Origin of the sequence: Wolbachia endosymbiont (group B) of Parapoynx stratiotata, assembly GCF_947250635.1 — a bacterium.
In the GTDB taxonomy this organism is placed as follows: Bacteria; Pseudomonadota; Alphaproteobacteria; order Rickettsiales; family Anaplasmataceae; genus Wolbachia.
Genome location: NZ_OX366335.1, coordinates 362087 through 379386 on the forward strand (window position 1 = coordinate 362087; position 17300 = coordinate 379386).

At 34.6% G+C, this 17300-nt stretch carries 13 protein-coding genes and 1 tRNA gene; 12 read left to right on the forward strand and 2 right to left on the reverse strand.

Translation table 11 applies throughout. The features are described from left to right. Positions 1-98: 98 nt before the first annotated feature. Together prmC and OOT12_RS01645 are read right to left on the reverse strand one after the other, a co-directional pair. Positions 99-950 (reverse strand): peptide chain release factor N(5)-glutamine methyltransferase, encoded by an 852-nt coding sequence (gene prmC, locus OOT12_RS01640; protein ID WP_264374995.1) that lies wholly within the window; start codon positions 948-950, stop codon positions 99-101. Positions 951-1030: 80 nt separating this feature from the next. After that, the gene (locus OOT12_RS01645; RefSeq protein ID WP_019078684.1) at positions 1031-1153 is read right to left on the reverse strand and encodes a hypothetical protein; all 123 of its coding nucleotides are present in this window, start codon (positions 1151-1153) and stop codon (positions 1031-1033) included. Positions 1154-1392: 239 nt separating this feature from the next. Between OOT12_RS01645 and rpsL the strand changes: the two genes are divergently transcribed. From rpsL to OOT12_RS01705, 12 genes are all read left to right on the forward strand, one after another. Further along, positions 1393-1767, forward strand: a complete 375-nt coding sequence (gene rpsL, locus OOT12_RS01650; RefSeq protein ID WP_264374994.1) for a 30S ribosomal protein S12 — start codon at positions 1393-1395, stop codon at positions 1765-1767. Between the two features lie 5 nt (positions 1768-1772). Then, on the forward strand, positions 1773-2249 hold the full coding sequence (gene rpsG / locus OOT12_RS01655) for a 30S ribosomal protein S7 (protein ID WP_264374993.1): 477 nt from the start codon (positions 1773-1775) through the stop codon (positions 2247-2249). Between the two features lie 21 nt (positions 2250-2270). Further along, complete coding sequence (fusA, locus tag OOT12_RS01660) at positions 2271-4346, forward strand: elongation factor G (protein ID WP_264374992.1); 2076 nt, start codon at positions 2271-2273, stop codon at positions 4344-4346. A 12-nt stretch (positions 4347-4358) separates the two neighbouring features. Next, on the forward strand, positions 4359-5531 hold the full coding sequence (tuf, locus tag OOT12_RS01665) for an elongation factor Tu (protein WP_264374619.1): 1173 nt from the start codon (positions 4359-4361) through the stop codon (positions 5529-5531). 12 nt (positions 5532-5543) lie between these two features. Then, positions 5544-5616 (forward strand) — tRNA-Trp (locus tag OOT12_RS01670). 19 nt (positions 5617-5635) lie between these two features. Continuing rightward, positions 5636-5836: a preprotein translocase subunit SecE gene (gene secE, locus OOT12_RS01675; RefSeq protein ID WP_264374991.1), complete on the forward strand. Its 201-nt coding sequence runs from the start codon at positions 5636-5638 to the stop codon at positions 5834-5836. Next, entirely contained in the window at positions 5826-6662 is an 837-nt protein-coding gene (gene nusG, locus OOT12_RS01680) for a transcription termination/antitermination protein NusG (RefSeq protein WP_052264680.1), read from the forward strand. Before secE ends, nusG begins: the two co-directional genes overlap by 11 nt. Before the next feature lie 2 nt (positions 6663-6664). Continuing rightward, complete coding sequence (locus OOT12_RS01685; RefSeq protein WP_264374990.1) at positions 6665-7105, forward strand: 50S ribosomal protein L11; 441 nt, start codon at positions 6665-6667, stop codon at positions 7103-7105. 4 nt (positions 7106-7109) lie between these two features. Beyond that, on the forward strand, positions 7110-7763 hold the full coding sequence (gene rplA / locus OOT12_RS01690; protein WP_264374989.1) for a 50S ribosomal protein L1: 654 nt from the start codon (positions 7110-7112) through the stop codon (positions 7761-7763). Between the two features lie 12 nt (positions 7764-7775). Further along, positions 7776-8294 (forward strand): 50S ribosomal protein L10, encoded by a 519-nt coding sequence (gene rplJ / locus OOT12_RS01695; protein ID WP_264374988.1) that lies wholly within the window; start codon positions 7776-7778, stop codon positions 8292-8294. A gap of 26 nt (positions 8295-8320) precedes the next feature. Then, complete coding sequence (gene rplL, locus OOT12_RS01700; RefSeq protein WP_007301986.1) at positions 8321-8722, forward strand: 50S ribosomal protein L7/L12; 402 nt, start codon at positions 8321-8323, stop codon at positions 8720-8722. Between the two features lie 58 nt (positions 8723-8780). Continuing rightward, positions 8781-17300 (forward strand): DNA-directed RNA polymerase subunit beta/beta', encoded by an 8520-nt coding sequence (locus OOT12_RS01705; RefSeq protein ID WP_264376300.1) that lies wholly within the window; start codon positions 8781-8783, stop codon positions 17298-17300.

Genomic DNA, 17300 nt, shown 5'->3' on the forward strand with positions numbered 1-17300 from the left:
GGGTATACACTCCTCATATATCCTAATTTATACACTCTATTTCTTACTTTATGCCTTTCTTGAGATTATGAACGGGTTCTTAGAAAGCTAGCGTTCTACTAGTCATGTTCTTTATCTTGCTTTACAACAATGCATCTTTTCATTCCAGCCAAGTCGTATACGTATTCCTGAAAAACCAGTCCATATAAGGGTATTATTTTGTCAATATTGCTTTGATCTTCGCCTATTTCCAATATCGCAAACCCATCTTTTTTAAGGCACTTTTTCAATATTGGAAAAATACTCAGGTAACAGCTCAATCCATCGATACCACCATCAAGAGCAATTCTTGGCTCTTTTTGCACTTCAGCTTGCAGATCTTTTAACTTACTTCTTTTAATATATGGAGGATTGCTTATTATGAGATCAAATAAATCTCTGCATTCTGTCCACGAATTTGGAAATATTTTAGCTCTGTTGAGAAGATTATGTTTCTTTGTGTTCTGGCAGGTAATTTTGTATGCTTCCAGGCTTTTTTCAAAACCAACTCCAATAGCATATTCATACTCACTAAGTACGGAGATCAACAAACAGCCTGTGCCTGTGCCAAAATCTGCAATTTTTATTTTTTGCTTCTTATTTTGGTAATATTTTAACACTGTTGAAATTACTGTCTCACTATCTGGTCTTGGATCTAGAACATGTTGGTTAACTATAAAATTTTTACTCCAGAATTCACGATTACCTATTATTTGCGATATTGGATATCTTTCTGCTCTTTTTTTTGTTAATTTCCAGAATAGAAGTTCTTTGTTTCTTGGTACCTGATTGATGTGATTCATGATTGTGAATGATCTTTCTACTCCAAGTACGTACTGCATGATGATTTCACAATCCAAATGTGGTGATTCAATTCTATGTGATGATAGTAGCTTTGACCCTTCTTTAATTAAAGCGCTGATTGTTTTCATTATTCTAAAAACGTGTTCCTTGTATGCAAGAACAGCAAAATTGAGTATAGAATTTTGAACTTAGGGTAGCTGCATTAAATCTAAGTGTCAAGAGTAGGATTGTAAAAATCATCCGGCTTTACTGGTAATTCGGTTAGTTCGGTTGGTATTTTTGCATTAATGTTAGAAGCTCTTGGCTCTATTATAAGCATTATTTTCTGCATATTCTTTGATAGCCATCATAGTATATTACTTGTTCCATATCTATATTAATTCGACCACAGCAAGTGATAATTTCTTAATATTAAAACCAATATGCGCTTTAGCATATAATTATCAGTAGCTTTCAAAGCAATTAGGCTGAGATTATTAGAGTAGTAATGTTTATTTTTATATTGACTATTGAGGTTTATTATTTTATAACTAAGACTTAGTTATTTTTAGAGTTTTAAGTTTACAGTATATGCCTACGATAAATCAATTAATATGTAAAGGTAGATCAGGGTTAACGCGCAAGAAGAAGGTGCCAGCTTTGGGAAAATGCAATCCTCAAAGAAGGGGTGTTTGCACTAAGGTATATACTACAACTCCTAGAAAGCCTAATTCAGCACTACGTAAGGTAGCTAGAGTAAAGATTAGTGGATACGGTGAAGTGACGGCTTATATACCTGGCGAAGGTCATAATTTACAAGAGCATTCCGCTGTTTTAATACGTGGTGGGCGAGTTAAGGATTTGCCGGGTGTACGTTATCACATAATAAGAGGTGCTCTTGATCTACGTGGCGTGCAAAATCGAAAGAAAGCTCGTTCAAAATATGGTGTAAAGAAATCTGGTTAAAATTTATGGCACGTCGTAATAAAGCAAAAAAAAGAACAAGCCCTGACTCTCGTTATGGTAGTGTCTTGCTTATGCGTTTTATTAATATAATTATGAAATGTGGTAAAAAATCTATTGCAGAAAAGATTGCTTATAGTGCTTTGTCCTTAGCTGAAAAGAAAATAGGCAAAGATGCCTTATCAATTTTTGAAACAGCAGTAGAAAATGTTACCCCTTCTATAGAAGTACGCTCTCGGCGTATTGGTGGTGCAACTTATCAAGTCCCTGTTGAAATTCGTCAAGATAGAGCAATTTCTTTGGCATTAAGGTGGATTGCTAGAGCAACTTCTTCTGCTCGAAAAAAGAGCGGTAGAACTACTGCTTATTGTTTGCAGTCTGAAATATTAGATGCTTATAATAAATCTGGTGGTGCATTTAAGATGTGTGAAGAAAAGTATAAAATGGCTGAAGCTAATAAGGCATTTTCTCATCTTCGTTTTTAATATTAGCTGATTGATTGTGGTATGGAAGTTTTAATATCTAGGTATAGAAATATAGGAATAATGGCTCATATAGATGCTGGCAAGACCACCACAACAGAGCGTATTTTATTTTATACTGGTAAACAAAATAGGATTGGTGAAGTGCACGATGGTGCAGCTTCTATGGATTGGATGGAGCAAGAGAAGGAGCGTGGCATTACAATTACCTCTGCTGCAACAACATGTTTTTGGAATGATCATAGGATTAATATAATAGATACTCCTGGTCATGTTGACTTCACTATTGAAGTTGAGAGATCTTTGAGGGTTTTGGATGGTGCGGTTGCTGTATTTGATGGAGTTGCTGGAGTTGAGCCTCAGTCTGAGACAGTTTGGCGTCAAGCTGATAAATATACCGTTCCTCGTATCTGCTTTGTTAATAAAATGGATAGAATCGGGGCAAATTTTTATCGATGTGTCGATATGATAAAAACGAAGCTTGGCGCATCACCTTTAGTTATTCAGTTGCCAATAGGAAGTGAGAAAGATTTTAAAGGCATAATCGATCTTATTTCTATGAAAGCTATTATATGGCAAGAAGAAACATTAGGCGCTAAATTTTCTTATGAAGATATTCCTTCTGATTTGCTTGATAAGGCTCAAGAGTATCGAAATCTTTTATTAGATGCTGCAGCTGAAATGGATGATGAGGCGATAAATACTTACTTTGAATCTAACAATCTGCCAATTGATTTATTGAAAAAGTGTGTGAGAAGCGGGACCATTAAAGGAAAATTTGTCCCTGTATTATGTGGGTCAGCTTTTAAAAACAAAGGCGTGCAATCACTTTTAGATGGTGTGGTTGATTTTTTACCCTCTCCTATTGATGTTGATGTAATTATTGGAACTGATCCTAAAGATTCAGAAAAGAAAATTGAGATCAAACCTTCAGAAAAAGAGAAATTCGTTGCTCTTGCGTTTAAAGTGATGACGGATAAATTTGTAGGTAGCTTGACGTTTATTCGTATTTATTCCGGTAAGTTAAAATCTAAATCTGCTGTGTTAAATGCTGGAAAAAATGAGACTGAAGGAATTGGTAGAATGTTGCTTATGCATGCAAATAACAGAGAAGATATAAACGAAGCTAAAGTTGGTGATATAGTTGCCTTGGTTGGATTAAAGAAAACAATTACTGGTGATACTTTATGTTCATCTGATTTTCCTATACTATTAGAGCGTATGGAATTTCCTGATCCTGTTATTGAAACTGCTATAGAACCGAAAACCACCTCAGATCAGGAAAAATTAGGTGTTGCTTTGAATAGATTGGTTGCAGAAGATCCTTCTTTAAGGATGTCAGTAAATGCGGAGAGTGGGCAGACTATATTGAAAGGTATGGGTGAGCTGCATCTTGAGATTATTATTGATAGAATGAAGCGCGAGTTTAATGTTGAAGCTAACGTTGGTGCGCCTCAAGTTGCATATCGTGAAACTATCACTAAATCTGTTGAAATTGATTACACTCATAAAAAACAATCAGGTGGTGCTGGTCAGTTTGCTAAAGTTAAAATAAAATTCGAACCTCTTGAGCCTGGTTTTGGCTTTCAGTTTGAAAGCAAAATTGTAGGCGGTGCTATTCCAAAAGAGTATATACCTGGAGTGCAAAATGGCTTAGAGTTGATAAAAGAAGGTGGTATAATTTCCGGCTTTCCATTGATTGATTTTAAGGCTACTCTTCTTGATGGTGCTTTTCATGATGTTGATTCTAGTCCTTTGGCCTTTGAACTTGCTGCTAAAGGTGCTTTTAAGGAAATGGCAAATAAAGCTGGTCCAAAAATGCTAGAACCTATAATGAAAGTGGAAATCATTACTCCTGAAGAATATATGGGTGATGTTATGGGTGATATAAATAGTAGAAGAGGCAGTGTTGTTGATATGCTGGATTTAGGTAATAATAGCAAAATAATTACTGCTTCGGTTCCTCTTGCAAATATGTTTGGTTATATAAATGTTTTGCGTTCTATATCTCAGGGAAGAGCTCAGTATAGTATGCATTTTTCTTGTTATGAACAAGTGCCACAATATGTGGTTGATGAGTTAAAGTTAAAGTATAATTAAAGGTTAGTAATTATGACAGCGATAGTAGAAGCATTTGGAAAGCCGCATGTAAACGTGGGAACGATAGGACATGTGGATCATGGGAAGACAACGTTAACAGCGGCGATAACAAAGCATTATGGTAATTTTGTAGCATATGATCAAATAGATAAAGCGCCAGAAGAAAGAAAGAGAGGTATAACAATAGCAACAGCGCATGTTGAATATCAAACAGAAAAGAGACACTATGCACACGTTGATTGCCCTGGACATGCTGATTATGTAAAGAATATGATAGTAGGTGCAGCACAGATGGATGCAGCGATATTGGTAGTCTCAGGGGTTGATGGGCCGATGCCACAAACGAGAGAGCATATATTGCTGGCAAAACAGGTGGGTGTTGGATATATCGTGGTATATATAAATAAAGCTGATGTTGCTGATGCTGATATGATAGATTTGGTGGAAATGGAAGTGAGAGAGTTGCTGAGTAAGTATAAATTTCCAGGTGATGAAGTGCCTGTGATAGTTGGGTCTGCGTTAAAAGCATTAGAGGATGATAGTAGTGAGTATGGAAAGAAATCAATAGATAAATTGATGGAGAAGTTAGATGAGTATGTGGTAGCACCTGAAAGGCCTATAGATTTGCCGTTTTTATTGCCAATAGAAGATGTATTTTCAATATCGGGCCGAGGAACGGTAGTAACAGGAAGAATAGAGAAGGGGGAGATAAAGACAGGGGATGAGATAGAGATAATAGGTCTGAAAGCGACGCAAAAGACGATATGTACTGGTGTTGAGATGTTTAAGAAGTTGCTAGATAAGGGAAGTGCAGGACTCAATGTAGGAATACTACTAAGAGGAACAAAGAGAGAAGAAGTGGAGAGAGGGCAAGTATTGGCAAAACCAGGGACAATAACCCCGCATAAGAAATTTAATGCGGAGGTGTATATATTGAAGAAAGAAGAAGGAGGAAGGCATACACCATTTTTTGGAAATTATCAGCCACAGTTTTATTTAAGGACAACGGATGTAACTGGGAGCATAAAATTGCTAGATGGAAAGGAGATGGTAATGCCAGGGGACAATGTAAGTATAGAAGTGGAGTTGAAAGTACCAATAGCAATGGATAAAGGATTACGTTTTGCGATAAGAGAAGGTGGTAGAACTGTTGGTTCTGGCGTTGTTTCGGAAATTTTAGAGTAAACTTTGAATTATAGGAGTGTAGCTCAATTGGTAGAGCGCTGGTCTCCAAAACCAGAGGTTGTAGGTTCAATTCCTATCGCTCCTGCATTAATATTATGGTAGAAATGTTAAAAAACCTGTATATTTTTTTTTGCGATATAAAGCAAGAAATAAGGAGAATTGCTTGGATAAAAAAACAGCAGGTATTGTCATCTTTGTTTATTGTAATAACTGTTATATTATGCTTTTCGATTTTCTTTTGCTTCGTAGATTTTATGTCTCTTTACGTAATTAAGACTTTATTTGGAATTATTTATGGAATATAAGTATAAATGGTATATCATTAAAGTCGATTACGGGTATGAGAAGGATATATGCGAGTTGGCAACCAATACTGTTTACTTTAAGGAGGTGTTTATTCCTTATCAGACAGTATGTGATGTAAAATCTGATATAAAAGAGTTATGTGAAGTATATATATGTATGCATCTGTGTGATGAAAGTAAAAATATTTTGAATCAAATGACTGGGTTTTGTGGTGATGAGTCTGGTCATTTTGAGATGATTTCAGATGATGAGGTAATTTTAAAACGTAAGGAATTTAATAGATATAAGTGGTACATTTTAAGAGTTGCCTCTAATTATGAAGAGAAAGTGCGCCAATATATATTAGAAAATTCTATGAGATTGAATATTAATAATTATTTTAATAGGGTTTTTATTCCTTGTGAAGAATTAAGTGAGATGGATTTAAAATCTAAAAAAAATGCTAAACGAAGGAAGTCCTTTCCTGGTTATGTCTTTTTATACATGAATTTATGCGATGAGGTATTAAATTTTATTAATAATATACCAAAATCTCTTAAGGTTTATGGATTTTTGAAAAATGGTAATGTTCCAAAGGTGATTGAGGATAATGAGATTCGCTCAATGTGTAGTGCGCTTTACAATGCTCAAGAAACGAAAAAGTTGAGTTATGGTTATGAGAAAGGTGAAAAAGTAAAAATTAATGATGGTCTTTTTCAAAATTTTACTGGTAAGGTAGATATGGTAAATGATGAGAAAAAAATTATTAATGTTGAAGTATCAATCTTAGGTAAGCCAACAATAATAGAGCTTGATTTGGCTCAAGTAGAGAAAATAGAGGATTAATTATGAGTAGTGTAGTTGCTAAGATTAACTTGCTTATGGAAGCTGGAAAAGCAGTTCCAGGACCGAAAATTGCTTCAGTACTTGGCCCGCGTGGTATACCTGTTCCTAAATTTTGTGAAGCTTTTAATAAAGCTACTAGCGCTGCTAACGCTAGTTATAAAGTAGGTGATTTAGTAACAGTGAGAATTTCCATAAAGGATGATCGCTCTCATGATTTTACTGTCAGCGGTCCGCCTGTGGCTTATTTGCTTAAGCAGGAAGCTAAATTAAGTAAAGGTTCTGGTAATTCTGGTAAAGAATTAGTGGCTAAATTATCTATGTCTGCTATCATTAAAGTGGCAAAGTGTAAGATGGTTGATATGAAAGTGGATAATGAAGATTCAGCAGTGAAGATGGTTATAGGCACTGCAAAATCTATGGGTATAGAAGTTGTGGAAGGTTAGGTAAATGAGTACATATAATGATAATTTTAAGCAGTGTTTGGAGAAGATTGTTGAGTCTGCTTCAGCAAAATTTAATGAATCAGTTGATATCGCAGTCAATTTAGGTGTAGATTCACGTAAATCTGAAGAGCAAGTGCGTGGTACAGTAGTTTTGCCTAAAGGTATCGGAAAGAATATTAAAGTAGCTGTTTTTGCTCAAGATAAACATTTATTAGAAGCTGAAAAAGCTGGTGCTGATATTACAGGAGGAGAAGATTTAGTTGAAGAGATAAAAAAAGGTAGAAAGTTGAATGTTGATTGGTGCATCACTACTCCTGATTTCATGGCAAAAATCACTCCTATTGCAAAAGTATTGGGTGCTAAAGGGTTGATGCCTAACCCTAAATTTGGTACTGTGACTTCTAACATTGCGGAAGCTACTAAAACCATTAAGTCTGGTCAAATAAAATTCAGGACGGATAAAAATGGGGTTATTCATGGTAAATTAGGAAGTACTAAATTTGATATTGATGATTTGCTGGAAAATTTAAAAGCCTTTCTTAAAGTAATTAGAGACAATAAACCTGCTTCTGTGAAAGGAGTTTACTTTAAAAGCGTTTTTTTAAATTCAACTATGGGTAAAGCTCATAAAATAAACAAAGTAGAAGATATAATTTAAAGGAGCGAAATTGTGAAGCGTAAAGATAAGGATGAATTTATACAAAACATAATGAATGTGTTTGTAAATAATGATTTCTTAATATTGGTAAATTTCAAGTCTATGAATGTTAGCAATTCATTAATTCTTAGGAATAGTCTAAAATCTGTAATGGGTGGGATGTTAGTAGTTAAAAATACTCTAGCTTGCTTGGCTTTGGAAAGGATTGGTAAATTTTCTTATTTATCAGGTAAATTTTCTGGTTCTGTTGCTATTATATACTCTAGCGCTATAGTAGAAGCTGCAAAGTTAATAGTTGATTTTATTAATGCTAACAAAGAAAAAATGTCTGTGATTTGTGCGGCTCATATAAATGAATTATTAACAGTGGAAGATGTTAATAAATTGGCTAAGCTTCCCTCTCTGGATGAATTACGTGTTAAAATTATGCGTTTAATATCTTATGATATTCCTGCTCGGTTAGCATTGTCTATTAATTCATCTTCTATGAGGCTTATGAGAGTTTTGGATTACTATAGTTCTAAAAAATAAATTTGTTGTTAAATAAGGTGGTCAGTATGAATAATGTAACAAGTGATTTGGTTGATAAAATATTATCTTTAAATCTATTAGAAGCTTCTGAACTTGTAAAAGTTCTAGAAGAAAAAATAGGGTTGCCTAGTGGTTCTTTTCTTGGTGGAGCTGTTGGTGCTGGGGTGCCTATTAGTGATAATGCTAATGCTCCTGTTGCTCAAGAAAAAGCTGAATATAAAGTTGTAATCAAAGAGATTGATGCAAGCAAAAAAATAGGAGTGATTAAAGCTATTAGAGAAGTTAATTCTACATTGAATTTAAAAGAAGCGAAAGAATTAGTTGAGTCTTTACCCAAAGATTTGACTGCTAATGTTTCTAAAGACGAAGCAGAAAAAATAAAGCAAAAACTTATTGAAGCAGGAGCAACTAAAGTTGAGCTTGAATAAAATGTTAGTATATTAATTTTATGTTGATATAGCTCTTTTAATTAGTGAAGGTATTTTAATGGTTGATTCTTCTTATATGTGTGCTTCTAGTGCTTTTGTTCCTAGAGTTTCTTATTCCAGGTCGATTGATTTAAAAGATTCTTTGTTGGATTTGGTTAAAGTCCAAAAGGGGTCATATAATTCCTTTACTCCTAATAATGAGAGTAATGAAAGACTTGAAGCTATCTTTCATACAATTTTTCCAATATCTGATCCTTTGCATAGGGCTACTATCGAATTTTTGAATTGTAGGGTAGATGATCTTAAGTATAGTGAATCTGAATGTATAAAACGTGGTATAACTTTTTCTGCTCAGGTTATTGCTTCTATACGTCTTGTTATTATGCAGGATGGTGTTTCTCTTGAAAAATATCAAGAGATTAAAGAAGATGATGATCATTCTAAGCTTGCAACTGTTATAAAATCTGCTGAAGAGCAGGAGGTTCGCTTTTGTGAACTGCCTATGATGACTGATAAAGGTACTTTCATCATCAATGGCGTAGAGAAAGTTATCGTTTCACAAATGCATAGATCTCCTGGAGTGTTTTTTGATAGTGATAAGGGAAAAACTTACAATTCTGGCAAATTAATCTATTCTGCTAGAGTTATTCCTTATAGAGGTTCTTGGCTTGATATTGAGTTTGATGTTAAAGATCATTTGTATTTTCGTATTGATAGAAAGAGAAAGTTGCCAATATCAGTTTTATTAAAGGCTCTGGGCTTATCAAATAATGACATACTTAATAAATTTTATGAAAAAATAGAGTATATAAAACATAAAAGTGGCTGGAGAGTACCTTTTTCCCCTGATAAATTCAAGGGAGTGAGGCTTCCTTTTGATTTAAAGAATGTTGAAGGCAATGTGTTACTTAAAGCTAATGTTCGTATTACTTCAAAATTAGCTAAAAATCTATATGATAACGGATTGAAAGAGTATCTAATTCCTTATGATTCTATATGTGGTTTATTTCTTGCAGAAGATTTAATAGATAGTGCTAGTTCTACAAAAGTCTTATCTGCTGGTGAATCTATAAGATTAGAGGATATAAAAAAGCTTGAATTATTATCTATAGATAAAATATCAGTGTTGAACATAGATAATGTTTCTGTTGGACCTTACATATTAAACACACTTTTCTTAGATGAAAACATGTCTTATGAGAACGCTCTATATGAAATATATAAGGTTTTGCGTCCTGGTGAAGTTCCTGTTTTAAAGATAGTAGAGGAGTTTTTTCGTAATCTTTTCTTCAGTTCGGAATATTATGATTTGTCTAACATTGGTAGATTAAAACTTAACTCTTGCCTTGGGTTAAATTATGAGGAAAATTTAACTACTTTAACACATGAAGACATTATTGAAATTATAAGAAAAATAGTATTGTTACGTGATGGTCAAGGATCTGTAGATGATATTGATCATTTAGCAAATAGAAGAGTCCGTTCAGTTGGAGAGTTTATAGAAAATCAATTTAGAACTGGATTATTAAAATTGGGACGGGCAGTAGTTGATTCTATGTCTACTTCTAGTTTAGATAAAGTCTCTCCATCTGATTTTATAAATCCAAAAGTGTTAACCAATGTCTTAAGAGATTTTTTCAACTCTTCCCAATTATCTCAATTTATGGATCAGACTAATCCATTATCTGAAATAACACATAAAAGAAGATTGTCGGCGTTAGGTCCTGGTGGTTTAACAAGAGAGAGGGCGGGATTTGAAGTGCGTGATGTTCATCCAACTCATTACGGAAGAATTTGTCCTATTGAAACTCCTGAGGGGCAGAATATAGGCTTAATTAACAGCTTAGCTATATACGCTCGTATTAATAAATATGGGTTCATTGAAAGTCCTTATAGGAAAGTAGTTAATAAGGTTGTTACTGATCAAATTGAGTATCTGTCTGCTATAGATGAAGGTTTATATTATATAGCCGATACCAGCGCAAAGCTTGATGAGAACAACTGCTTTGTTGATGATATGTTATACTGTAGGTATGCTGGTACCTTTGTAATGGTAAATAGTAATCAAGTAAGTTACATTGATTTATCTCCTAAGCAGGTAATATCGGTTGCTGCTTCTTTAATTCCATTTTTAGAAAATGATGATGCTAATAGAGCGTTAATGGGTTCAAATATGCAGCGTCAAGCTGTACCTTTATTGAAGCCTACTGCTCCTTTGGTTGCTACTGGCATGGAATCTTTCGTAGCTTCTGGCTCTGGTGCTGTAGTTTTAGCAAAACGTGGTGGCATAGTTGACAGCTCAGATAGTAACTCTATAGTTATACGTGCTTTTGACAAAGGAGGAATTAACTACTTGGATGTAGATATTTATCATCTAAGAAAATTTCAGCGTTCTAACCATAATACTTGTATTAATCAGAAACCACTGGTGCATGTAGGTGATTGTGTTAAGGAAGGTGATGTGATAGCTGATGGTCCTGCTATTAATAACGGTGAATTGGCACTTGGCCAAAACTTGCTAGTCGCTTTTATGTCTTGGCAAGGTTATAATTTTGAAGACTCAATCATTATTTCTAGTGAAGTTGTTAAAAAAGATCTATTTACTTCTATTCATATAGAAGAATTTGAATGTGTTGTACATGACACTCCTTTAGGGTCGGAAAAAATAACTCGTGCCATACCCGGTGTTAATGAAGAAAATCTTTATCACTTGGATGATAGTGGTATAGTAAAGGTTGGTACAAGAGTTGGTCCAGGTTATATTTTGGTGGGGAAAGTTACACCTAAGCATTCTCTTTCATTGCCTCCTGAGACAAAATTGTTAATGACAATTTTTGGTGAAAAGTCATTTGATTGTGTGGATTCCTCTTTATATACATCTCCAGATATTGAAGGGATAGTGATTGATGTGCAGGTCTTTACACGCAGAGGGGAAGAAGAAAACGAAAGGGCGTTTCTTATTAAACAAAAAGAGGCAAACGACTTTGAGAAAGAACGAGACCATATAATCAATGTTATTAATCAATATTTCTATGATGAATTAAGAAAAATTCTTATTAATTCTGGCTCTCAAGATCGAGAAAGTATTAATTTTATTGAACGTGAGGGATGGTGGGATATAGGATTGAAAAACCAATCTATTTCTAAGCAAGTTGAGAGCTTAAAAAAAGATTTTGATGAAAAAGTATCACATGCGATAGCAAACTTTAAGCGAAAAGTAGAAAAATTGCATGAAGGCTATGATCTGCCTCAAGGTGTGTCGATGTCAGTAAAAGTTTTTATTGCTGTAAAACATAGTTTGCAGCCAGGGGATAAAATGGCTGGTAGACATGGAAATAAAGGTGTGATTTCTCGAGTTGTTCCAGTAGAAGATATGCCTTATTTAGAAGATGGTACTCCTATTGATATTATTCTTAACCCTCTTGGCGTTCCTTCGCGAATGAATGTAGGTCAAATATTGGAAACGCATGTAGGTTGGGCTTGTAAAAAATTAGGAGAAAAAGTAGGCAATATTCTTGATGAGATCAATAAAATCAAACGTGCTTTTTGTGAGGCAATTAGATCTCTCAGTGATGATGATTTTGAAAAATTTGCAGCATTATATCTTGATAATAAAAAATTTGAGGATATTAATGATGATGAAATAACGGCTTCTATTTTAGATACGCCTAATAAGGATGAATTAAACAATGAATTGACTACATTAGTAGAGAATTATTTCAACTCTTGTAAAGATGCACACAGTAGTTTACGTCACTTCCTGATTGAGGTTTATAGTTGTGGCAGTAATTTATCTATTTGTAATAACATTCGCGATATTAATGATAATCACCTCATTGAATTTGCGTATAAGTTGCGTGATGGCATTCCTGTTACTGCACCTGTATTTGAAGGTCCAAAAGATGAACAAATAGTAAAGCTATTTGAACTTGCTGGATTGGATAACTCTGGGCAAGTTGTATTATATGATGGTTGCTCGGGTGAGAAGTTTGATCGCAAAGTTACAGTTGGTTACATGTACATGCTTAAGTTGCATCACTTAGTAGATGGTAAAATTCATGCGCGTTCAGTAGGACCTTATAGTTTGGTTACTCAACAACCTCTTGGAGGAAAGTCTCATTTTGGTGGTCAGCGTTTTGGTGAAATGGAATGTTGGGCATTGCAAGCCTATGGTGCTGCTTACACTTTGCAGGAAATGTTAACTGTGAAGTCTGATGATATTAATGGCAGGGTTAAGATTTATGAATCGGTAATAAAAGGTGACAGTAACTTTGAATGTGGAATTCCTGAATCCTTTAATGTCATGATAAAAGAGTTGCGTTCCTTGTGTTTTAATGTGGATTTGAAGCAAAATGACATAGTAATTGAAGATATATCTCATACTAACATCGCGCAATCTTTTAATGAGGTTAGCATTTCCATTGCTAGCCCTGAAAGTATTAAACGTATGTCTTATGGAGAGATAACAGATGTTTCAACTGCAAACTACCGTACATTCAAAGTTGAGAAAGGTGGATTATTTTGTCCTAAAATTTTTGGTCCTGTCAATGATGATGAATGTTTATGTGGAAAGTACAAAAAAAGAAGACATAGGGGCCGTATATGCGAAAAATGTGGAGTAGAAGTTACATCTTCTAAAGTAAGAAGAGAAAGAATGGGTCATATAGAGCTTGCATCTCCTGTTGCTCATATATGGTTTTTGAAGTCACTTCCTTCAAGAATTGGAGCATTATTAGATATGTCTCTTAGAGATATCGAAAGTATTTTGTATAGTGATAATTATGTTGTAATAGATCCTCTTGTTTCCTCTTTTGAAAAAGGTGAAATTATTAGTGAGAAAGCTTATAATGAAGCTAAAGATAGCTATGGGGTCGATAGCTTTATAGCTATGCAAGGTGTTGAAGCTATAAGAGAATTGCTAATACGACTTGATTTACATGAAATTAGGAAGAATTTAAGACAGGAGTTAGAGTCTGTTGCTTCTGAAATGAGAAGAAAGAAAATTATAAAGAGATTACGTATTGTTGAAAATTTTATCAAGTCTGGAAACAGACCTGAGTGGATGATACTTACAGCTATACCTATTTTACCACCTGACTTGCGTCCCTTGGTATCGCTTGAAAGTGGTCGACCTGCAGTTTCTGATTTAAATCATCATTATAGAACTATTATTAATAGAAATAATAGATTGAGAAAATTGTTAAGTTTGAATCCTCCTGAGATTATGATTCGTAATGAGAAAAGAATGTTACAAGAGGCAGTTGATTCTCTTTTTGATAATAGTCGTCGTAATGCTCTGGTAAATAAAGCTGGCGCTACTGGGTATAAAAAGTCTATTAGCGATATGCTGAAAGGAAAGCAAGGTCGTTTCCGTCAGAATCTTTTAGGAAAAAGGGTAGATTATTCTGGACGTTCTGTAATAGTTGTTGGTCCAACTTTAAAACTAAATCAGTGTGGATTACCGAAAAGAATGGCTCTTGAGTTATTCAAGCCTTTTGTTTACTCAAGGCTTAAAATATATGGAATCGCTCCAACTATTAAATTTGCTAGTAAGTTAATAAGAGCAGAAAAGCCAGAAGTCTGGGATATGCTTGAAGAAGTAATAAAAGAGCATCCTGTTTTACTAAATAGAGCGCCTACGCTACACAGGCTTGGTATTCAGGCTTTTGAGCCAGTCCTTATTGAAGGTAAAGCAATACAGCTTCATCCACTTGTTTGTACAGCATTTAACGCTGACTTTGATGGTGATCAAATGGCAGTACATGTGCCAATTTCATTGGAAGCTCAACTTGAAGCTAGAGTGTTGATGATGTCAATTAATAACGTTTTAAGTCCTTCTAATGGAAGACCGATTATAGTTCCTAGTAAAGATATAGTGCTTGGTATATACTACCTAACTTTACAGCAACTTAAGAAGGATGATTTACCACTTTTTTGTGCTTTTTGTGAAGTTGAGCATTCCTTAAACAACGGTACTCTGCATATTCATTCTCATATAAAGTACAAAATGGAACACATCAATAGCGATGGAAACATTCAGTATAAAACTATTTGTACAACTCCTGGACGTTTAATATTATGGCAGATTTTTCCTAAACATGAGAATCTAAGCTTCGATTTAATAAATCAGGTATTAACAGTTAAGGAAATAACTAGTATTGTTGATTTAGTATATCGTAGCTGCGGTCAAAGTGCTACAGTGGTATTTTCTGATAAATTTATGACACTTGGCTTTGAGTATGCTACATTTTCTGGTACTTCTTTTAGTCGTTGCGATATGGTCATACCTGAAACTAAAGCTACACACGTTGATTATACAAGGGGTGAAATTAAGAAATTTTCTGCACAGTATCAAGACGGACTAATCACTAAAAGTGAGAGGTATAATAAAGTTATAGATGAGTGGTCTAAGTGCACAGATATAATAGCGAATGATATGTTAAAAGCGATATCTGTGTATGATGAAAATAGTAAGTACAATTCAATATATATGATGGTTAGCTCAGGTGCAAGAGGTTCTACTTCCCAGATGAAGCAGTTAGCAGGAATGCGAGGGTTAATGACCAAACCTTCTGGTGAAATTATAGAAACACCTATAATTTCTAATTTTCGCGAAGGATTAAATGTATTTGAATACTTTAATTCTACTCACGGTGCGCGTAAAGGTTTAGCTGATACTGCACTTAAAACTGCAAACTCTGGATACTTAACTCGTCGCTTGGTTGATGTATCTCAAAATTGCATAGTTACAAAACATGACTGTAAAACGAAAAATGGCCTTATTGTAAGAGCTATAGTTGAAGGTAGTACTATAGTTGCATCTCTAGAGAGTGTTGTACTGGGTAGAACAGCTGCAAATGATATATATAACCCAGTAACCAAAGAGTTATTATTAAAAGCAGGGGAATTAATTGATGAAGATAAAGTAAAGCAAATCAACATTGCAGGTCTTGATGCTATAAAAATTAGATCGCCTTTAACTTGTGAAATAAGTCCTGGTGTGTGTTCTTTGTGTTATGGAAGAGACCTTGCAACTGGTAAAATTGTTTCAATAGGTGAAGCAGTTGGTGTTATCGCTGCTCAATCTGTTGGAGAGCCAGGTACTCAGTTAACGATGCGTACTTTCCATATAGGTGGGGTAATGACTAGAGGTGTTGAATCCTCAAATATTATAGCTTCTATTAATGCTAGAATAAAACTAAACAATAGTAATATAATTATAGATAAAAACGGAAATAAAATTGTGATAAGCCGTTCCTGTGAAGTCGTTTTAATTGATAGCCTTGGTAGTGAAAAATTGAAGCACAGTGTGCCTTATGGTGCTAAACTTTATGTAAATGAGGGTGAGTTAGTAAAAATTGGTGATAAAGTTGCGGAATGGGATCCGTATACACTACCTATTATTACGGAAAAGAGTGGTACAATATCTTACCAGGATTTAAAAGATGGAATTTCAATCACTGAAGTGATGGATGAATCTACAGGAATATCAAATAGAGTAGTAAAAGATTGGAAATTGCACTCTGGTGTAGCTAATTTACGTCCTCGTATTGCACTGCTTGATGATAATGAAAAAGTAATAACACTTTCAAGTGGTGTGGAAGCATGTTACTTTATACCAGTTGGTGCAGTGCTTAATGTACAGGATGGCCAAAAGGTTCATGCAGGTGATGTTATCACAAGAACGCCGAGAGAGTCAGTTAGAACTCGTGATATTACTGGTGGCTTGCCTAAGGTTATAGAATTATTTGAAGCACGTCGTCCTAAAGAGCATGCTATCGTTAGTGAAATAGATGGCTATGTAACGTTCTCTGAAAAAGATCGTAGAGGAAAACGCAGTGTAGTAATTAAACCTGTAGATGAGCAAGCTTCTCAAGTTGAGTATTTAGTATCAAGAAGTAAGCATGTAATAGTCAATGAAGGTGATTTTGTGCGTAAAGGTGATTTATTGATGGATGGCGATCCTGATCTTCATGATATTCTACGTGTGCTTGGGTTAGAAGCGTTAGCACACTATATGATTTCTGAAATACAGCAAGTTTATAGATTGCAAGGTGTGCGCATAGATAACAAGCATTTAGAAGTGATCTTAAAGCAAATGCTACAAAAAGTAGAAATTACCGATCCTGGTGATACTATGTACTTAATTGGAGAAAATATCGACAGGCTGGAAATTGATAGAGAAAATGATGCTATGAATAACTCTGGAAAACGACCTGCTCATTATCTTCCTATTCTGCAGGGAATTACTAGAGCAAGCCTTGAAACTAATTCCTTTATTTCTGCTGCCTCTTTCCAAGAAACAACAAAAGTACTTACGGAAGCAGCATTTTGCGGAAAGAGTGATCCTTTGAGTGGGTTAAAAGAAAATGTTATAGTAGGAAGGTTAATTCCTGCTGGTACGGGTCTGATTATGAATAAGGTGAAAGCACTTTCGCTTTGTGAAAATATAGATAAATATGAAAAATATTTTGATATTGAGACTTATGACGAAAAATTGCTGAGTGATAATAGTTATCAATTACATTCTGATGAAGAAGAGAGTGTGGTGGCATCGCACTATGATCAGTCAAATTGA

Excerpts from the sequence above, each read along its gene's own strand:
- OOT12_RS01705 (WP_264376300.1), top strand. The coding sequence starts at position 8,781 with ATGGTTGATTCTTCTTATATGTGTGCTTCTAGTGCTTTTGTTCCTAGA.
- fusA (WP_264374992.1), top strand. The coding sequence starts at position 2,271 with ATGGAAGTTTTAATATCTAGGTATAGAAATATAGGAATAATGGCTCAT.
- secE (WP_264374991.1), top strand. The coding sequence starts at position 5,636 with ATGTTAAAAAACCTGTATATTTTTTTTTGCGATATAAAGCAAGAAATA.
- OOT12_RS01685 (WP_264374990.1), top strand. The coding sequence starts at position 6,665 with ATGAGTAGTGTAGTTGCTAAGATTAACTTGCTTATGGAAGCTGGAAAA.
- rplL (WP_007301986.1), top strand. The coding sequence starts at position 8,321 with ATGAATAATGTAACAAGTGATTTGGTTGATAAAATATTATCTTTAAAT.
- prmC (WP_264374995.1), bottom strand. The coding sequence starts at position 950 with ATGAAAACAATCAGCGCTTTAATTAAAGAAGGGTCAAAGCTACTATCA.
- rpsL (WP_264374994.1), top strand. The coding sequence starts at position 1,393 with ATGCCTACGATAAATCAATTAATATGTAAAGGTAGATCAGGGTTAACG.
- OOT12_RS01645 (WP_019078684.1), bottom strand. The coding sequence starts at position 1,153 with ATGCAGAAAATAATGCTTATAATAGAGCCAAGAGCTTCTAACATTAAT.
- rpsG (WP_264374993.1), top strand. The coding sequence starts at position 1,773 with ATGGCACGTCGTAATAAAGCAAAAAAAAGAACAAGCCCTGACTCTCGT.
- nusG (WP_052264680.1), top strand. The coding sequence starts at position 5,826 with ATGGAATATAAGTATAAATGGTATATCATTAAAGTCGATTACGGGTAT.
- rplA (WP_264374989.1), top strand. The coding sequence starts at position 7,110 with ATGAGTACATATAATGATAATTTTAAGCAGTGTTTGGAGAAGATTGTT.
- tuf (WP_264374619.1), top strand. The coding sequence starts at position 4,359 with ATGACAGCGATAGTAGAAGCATTTGGAAAGCCGCATGTAAACGTGGGA.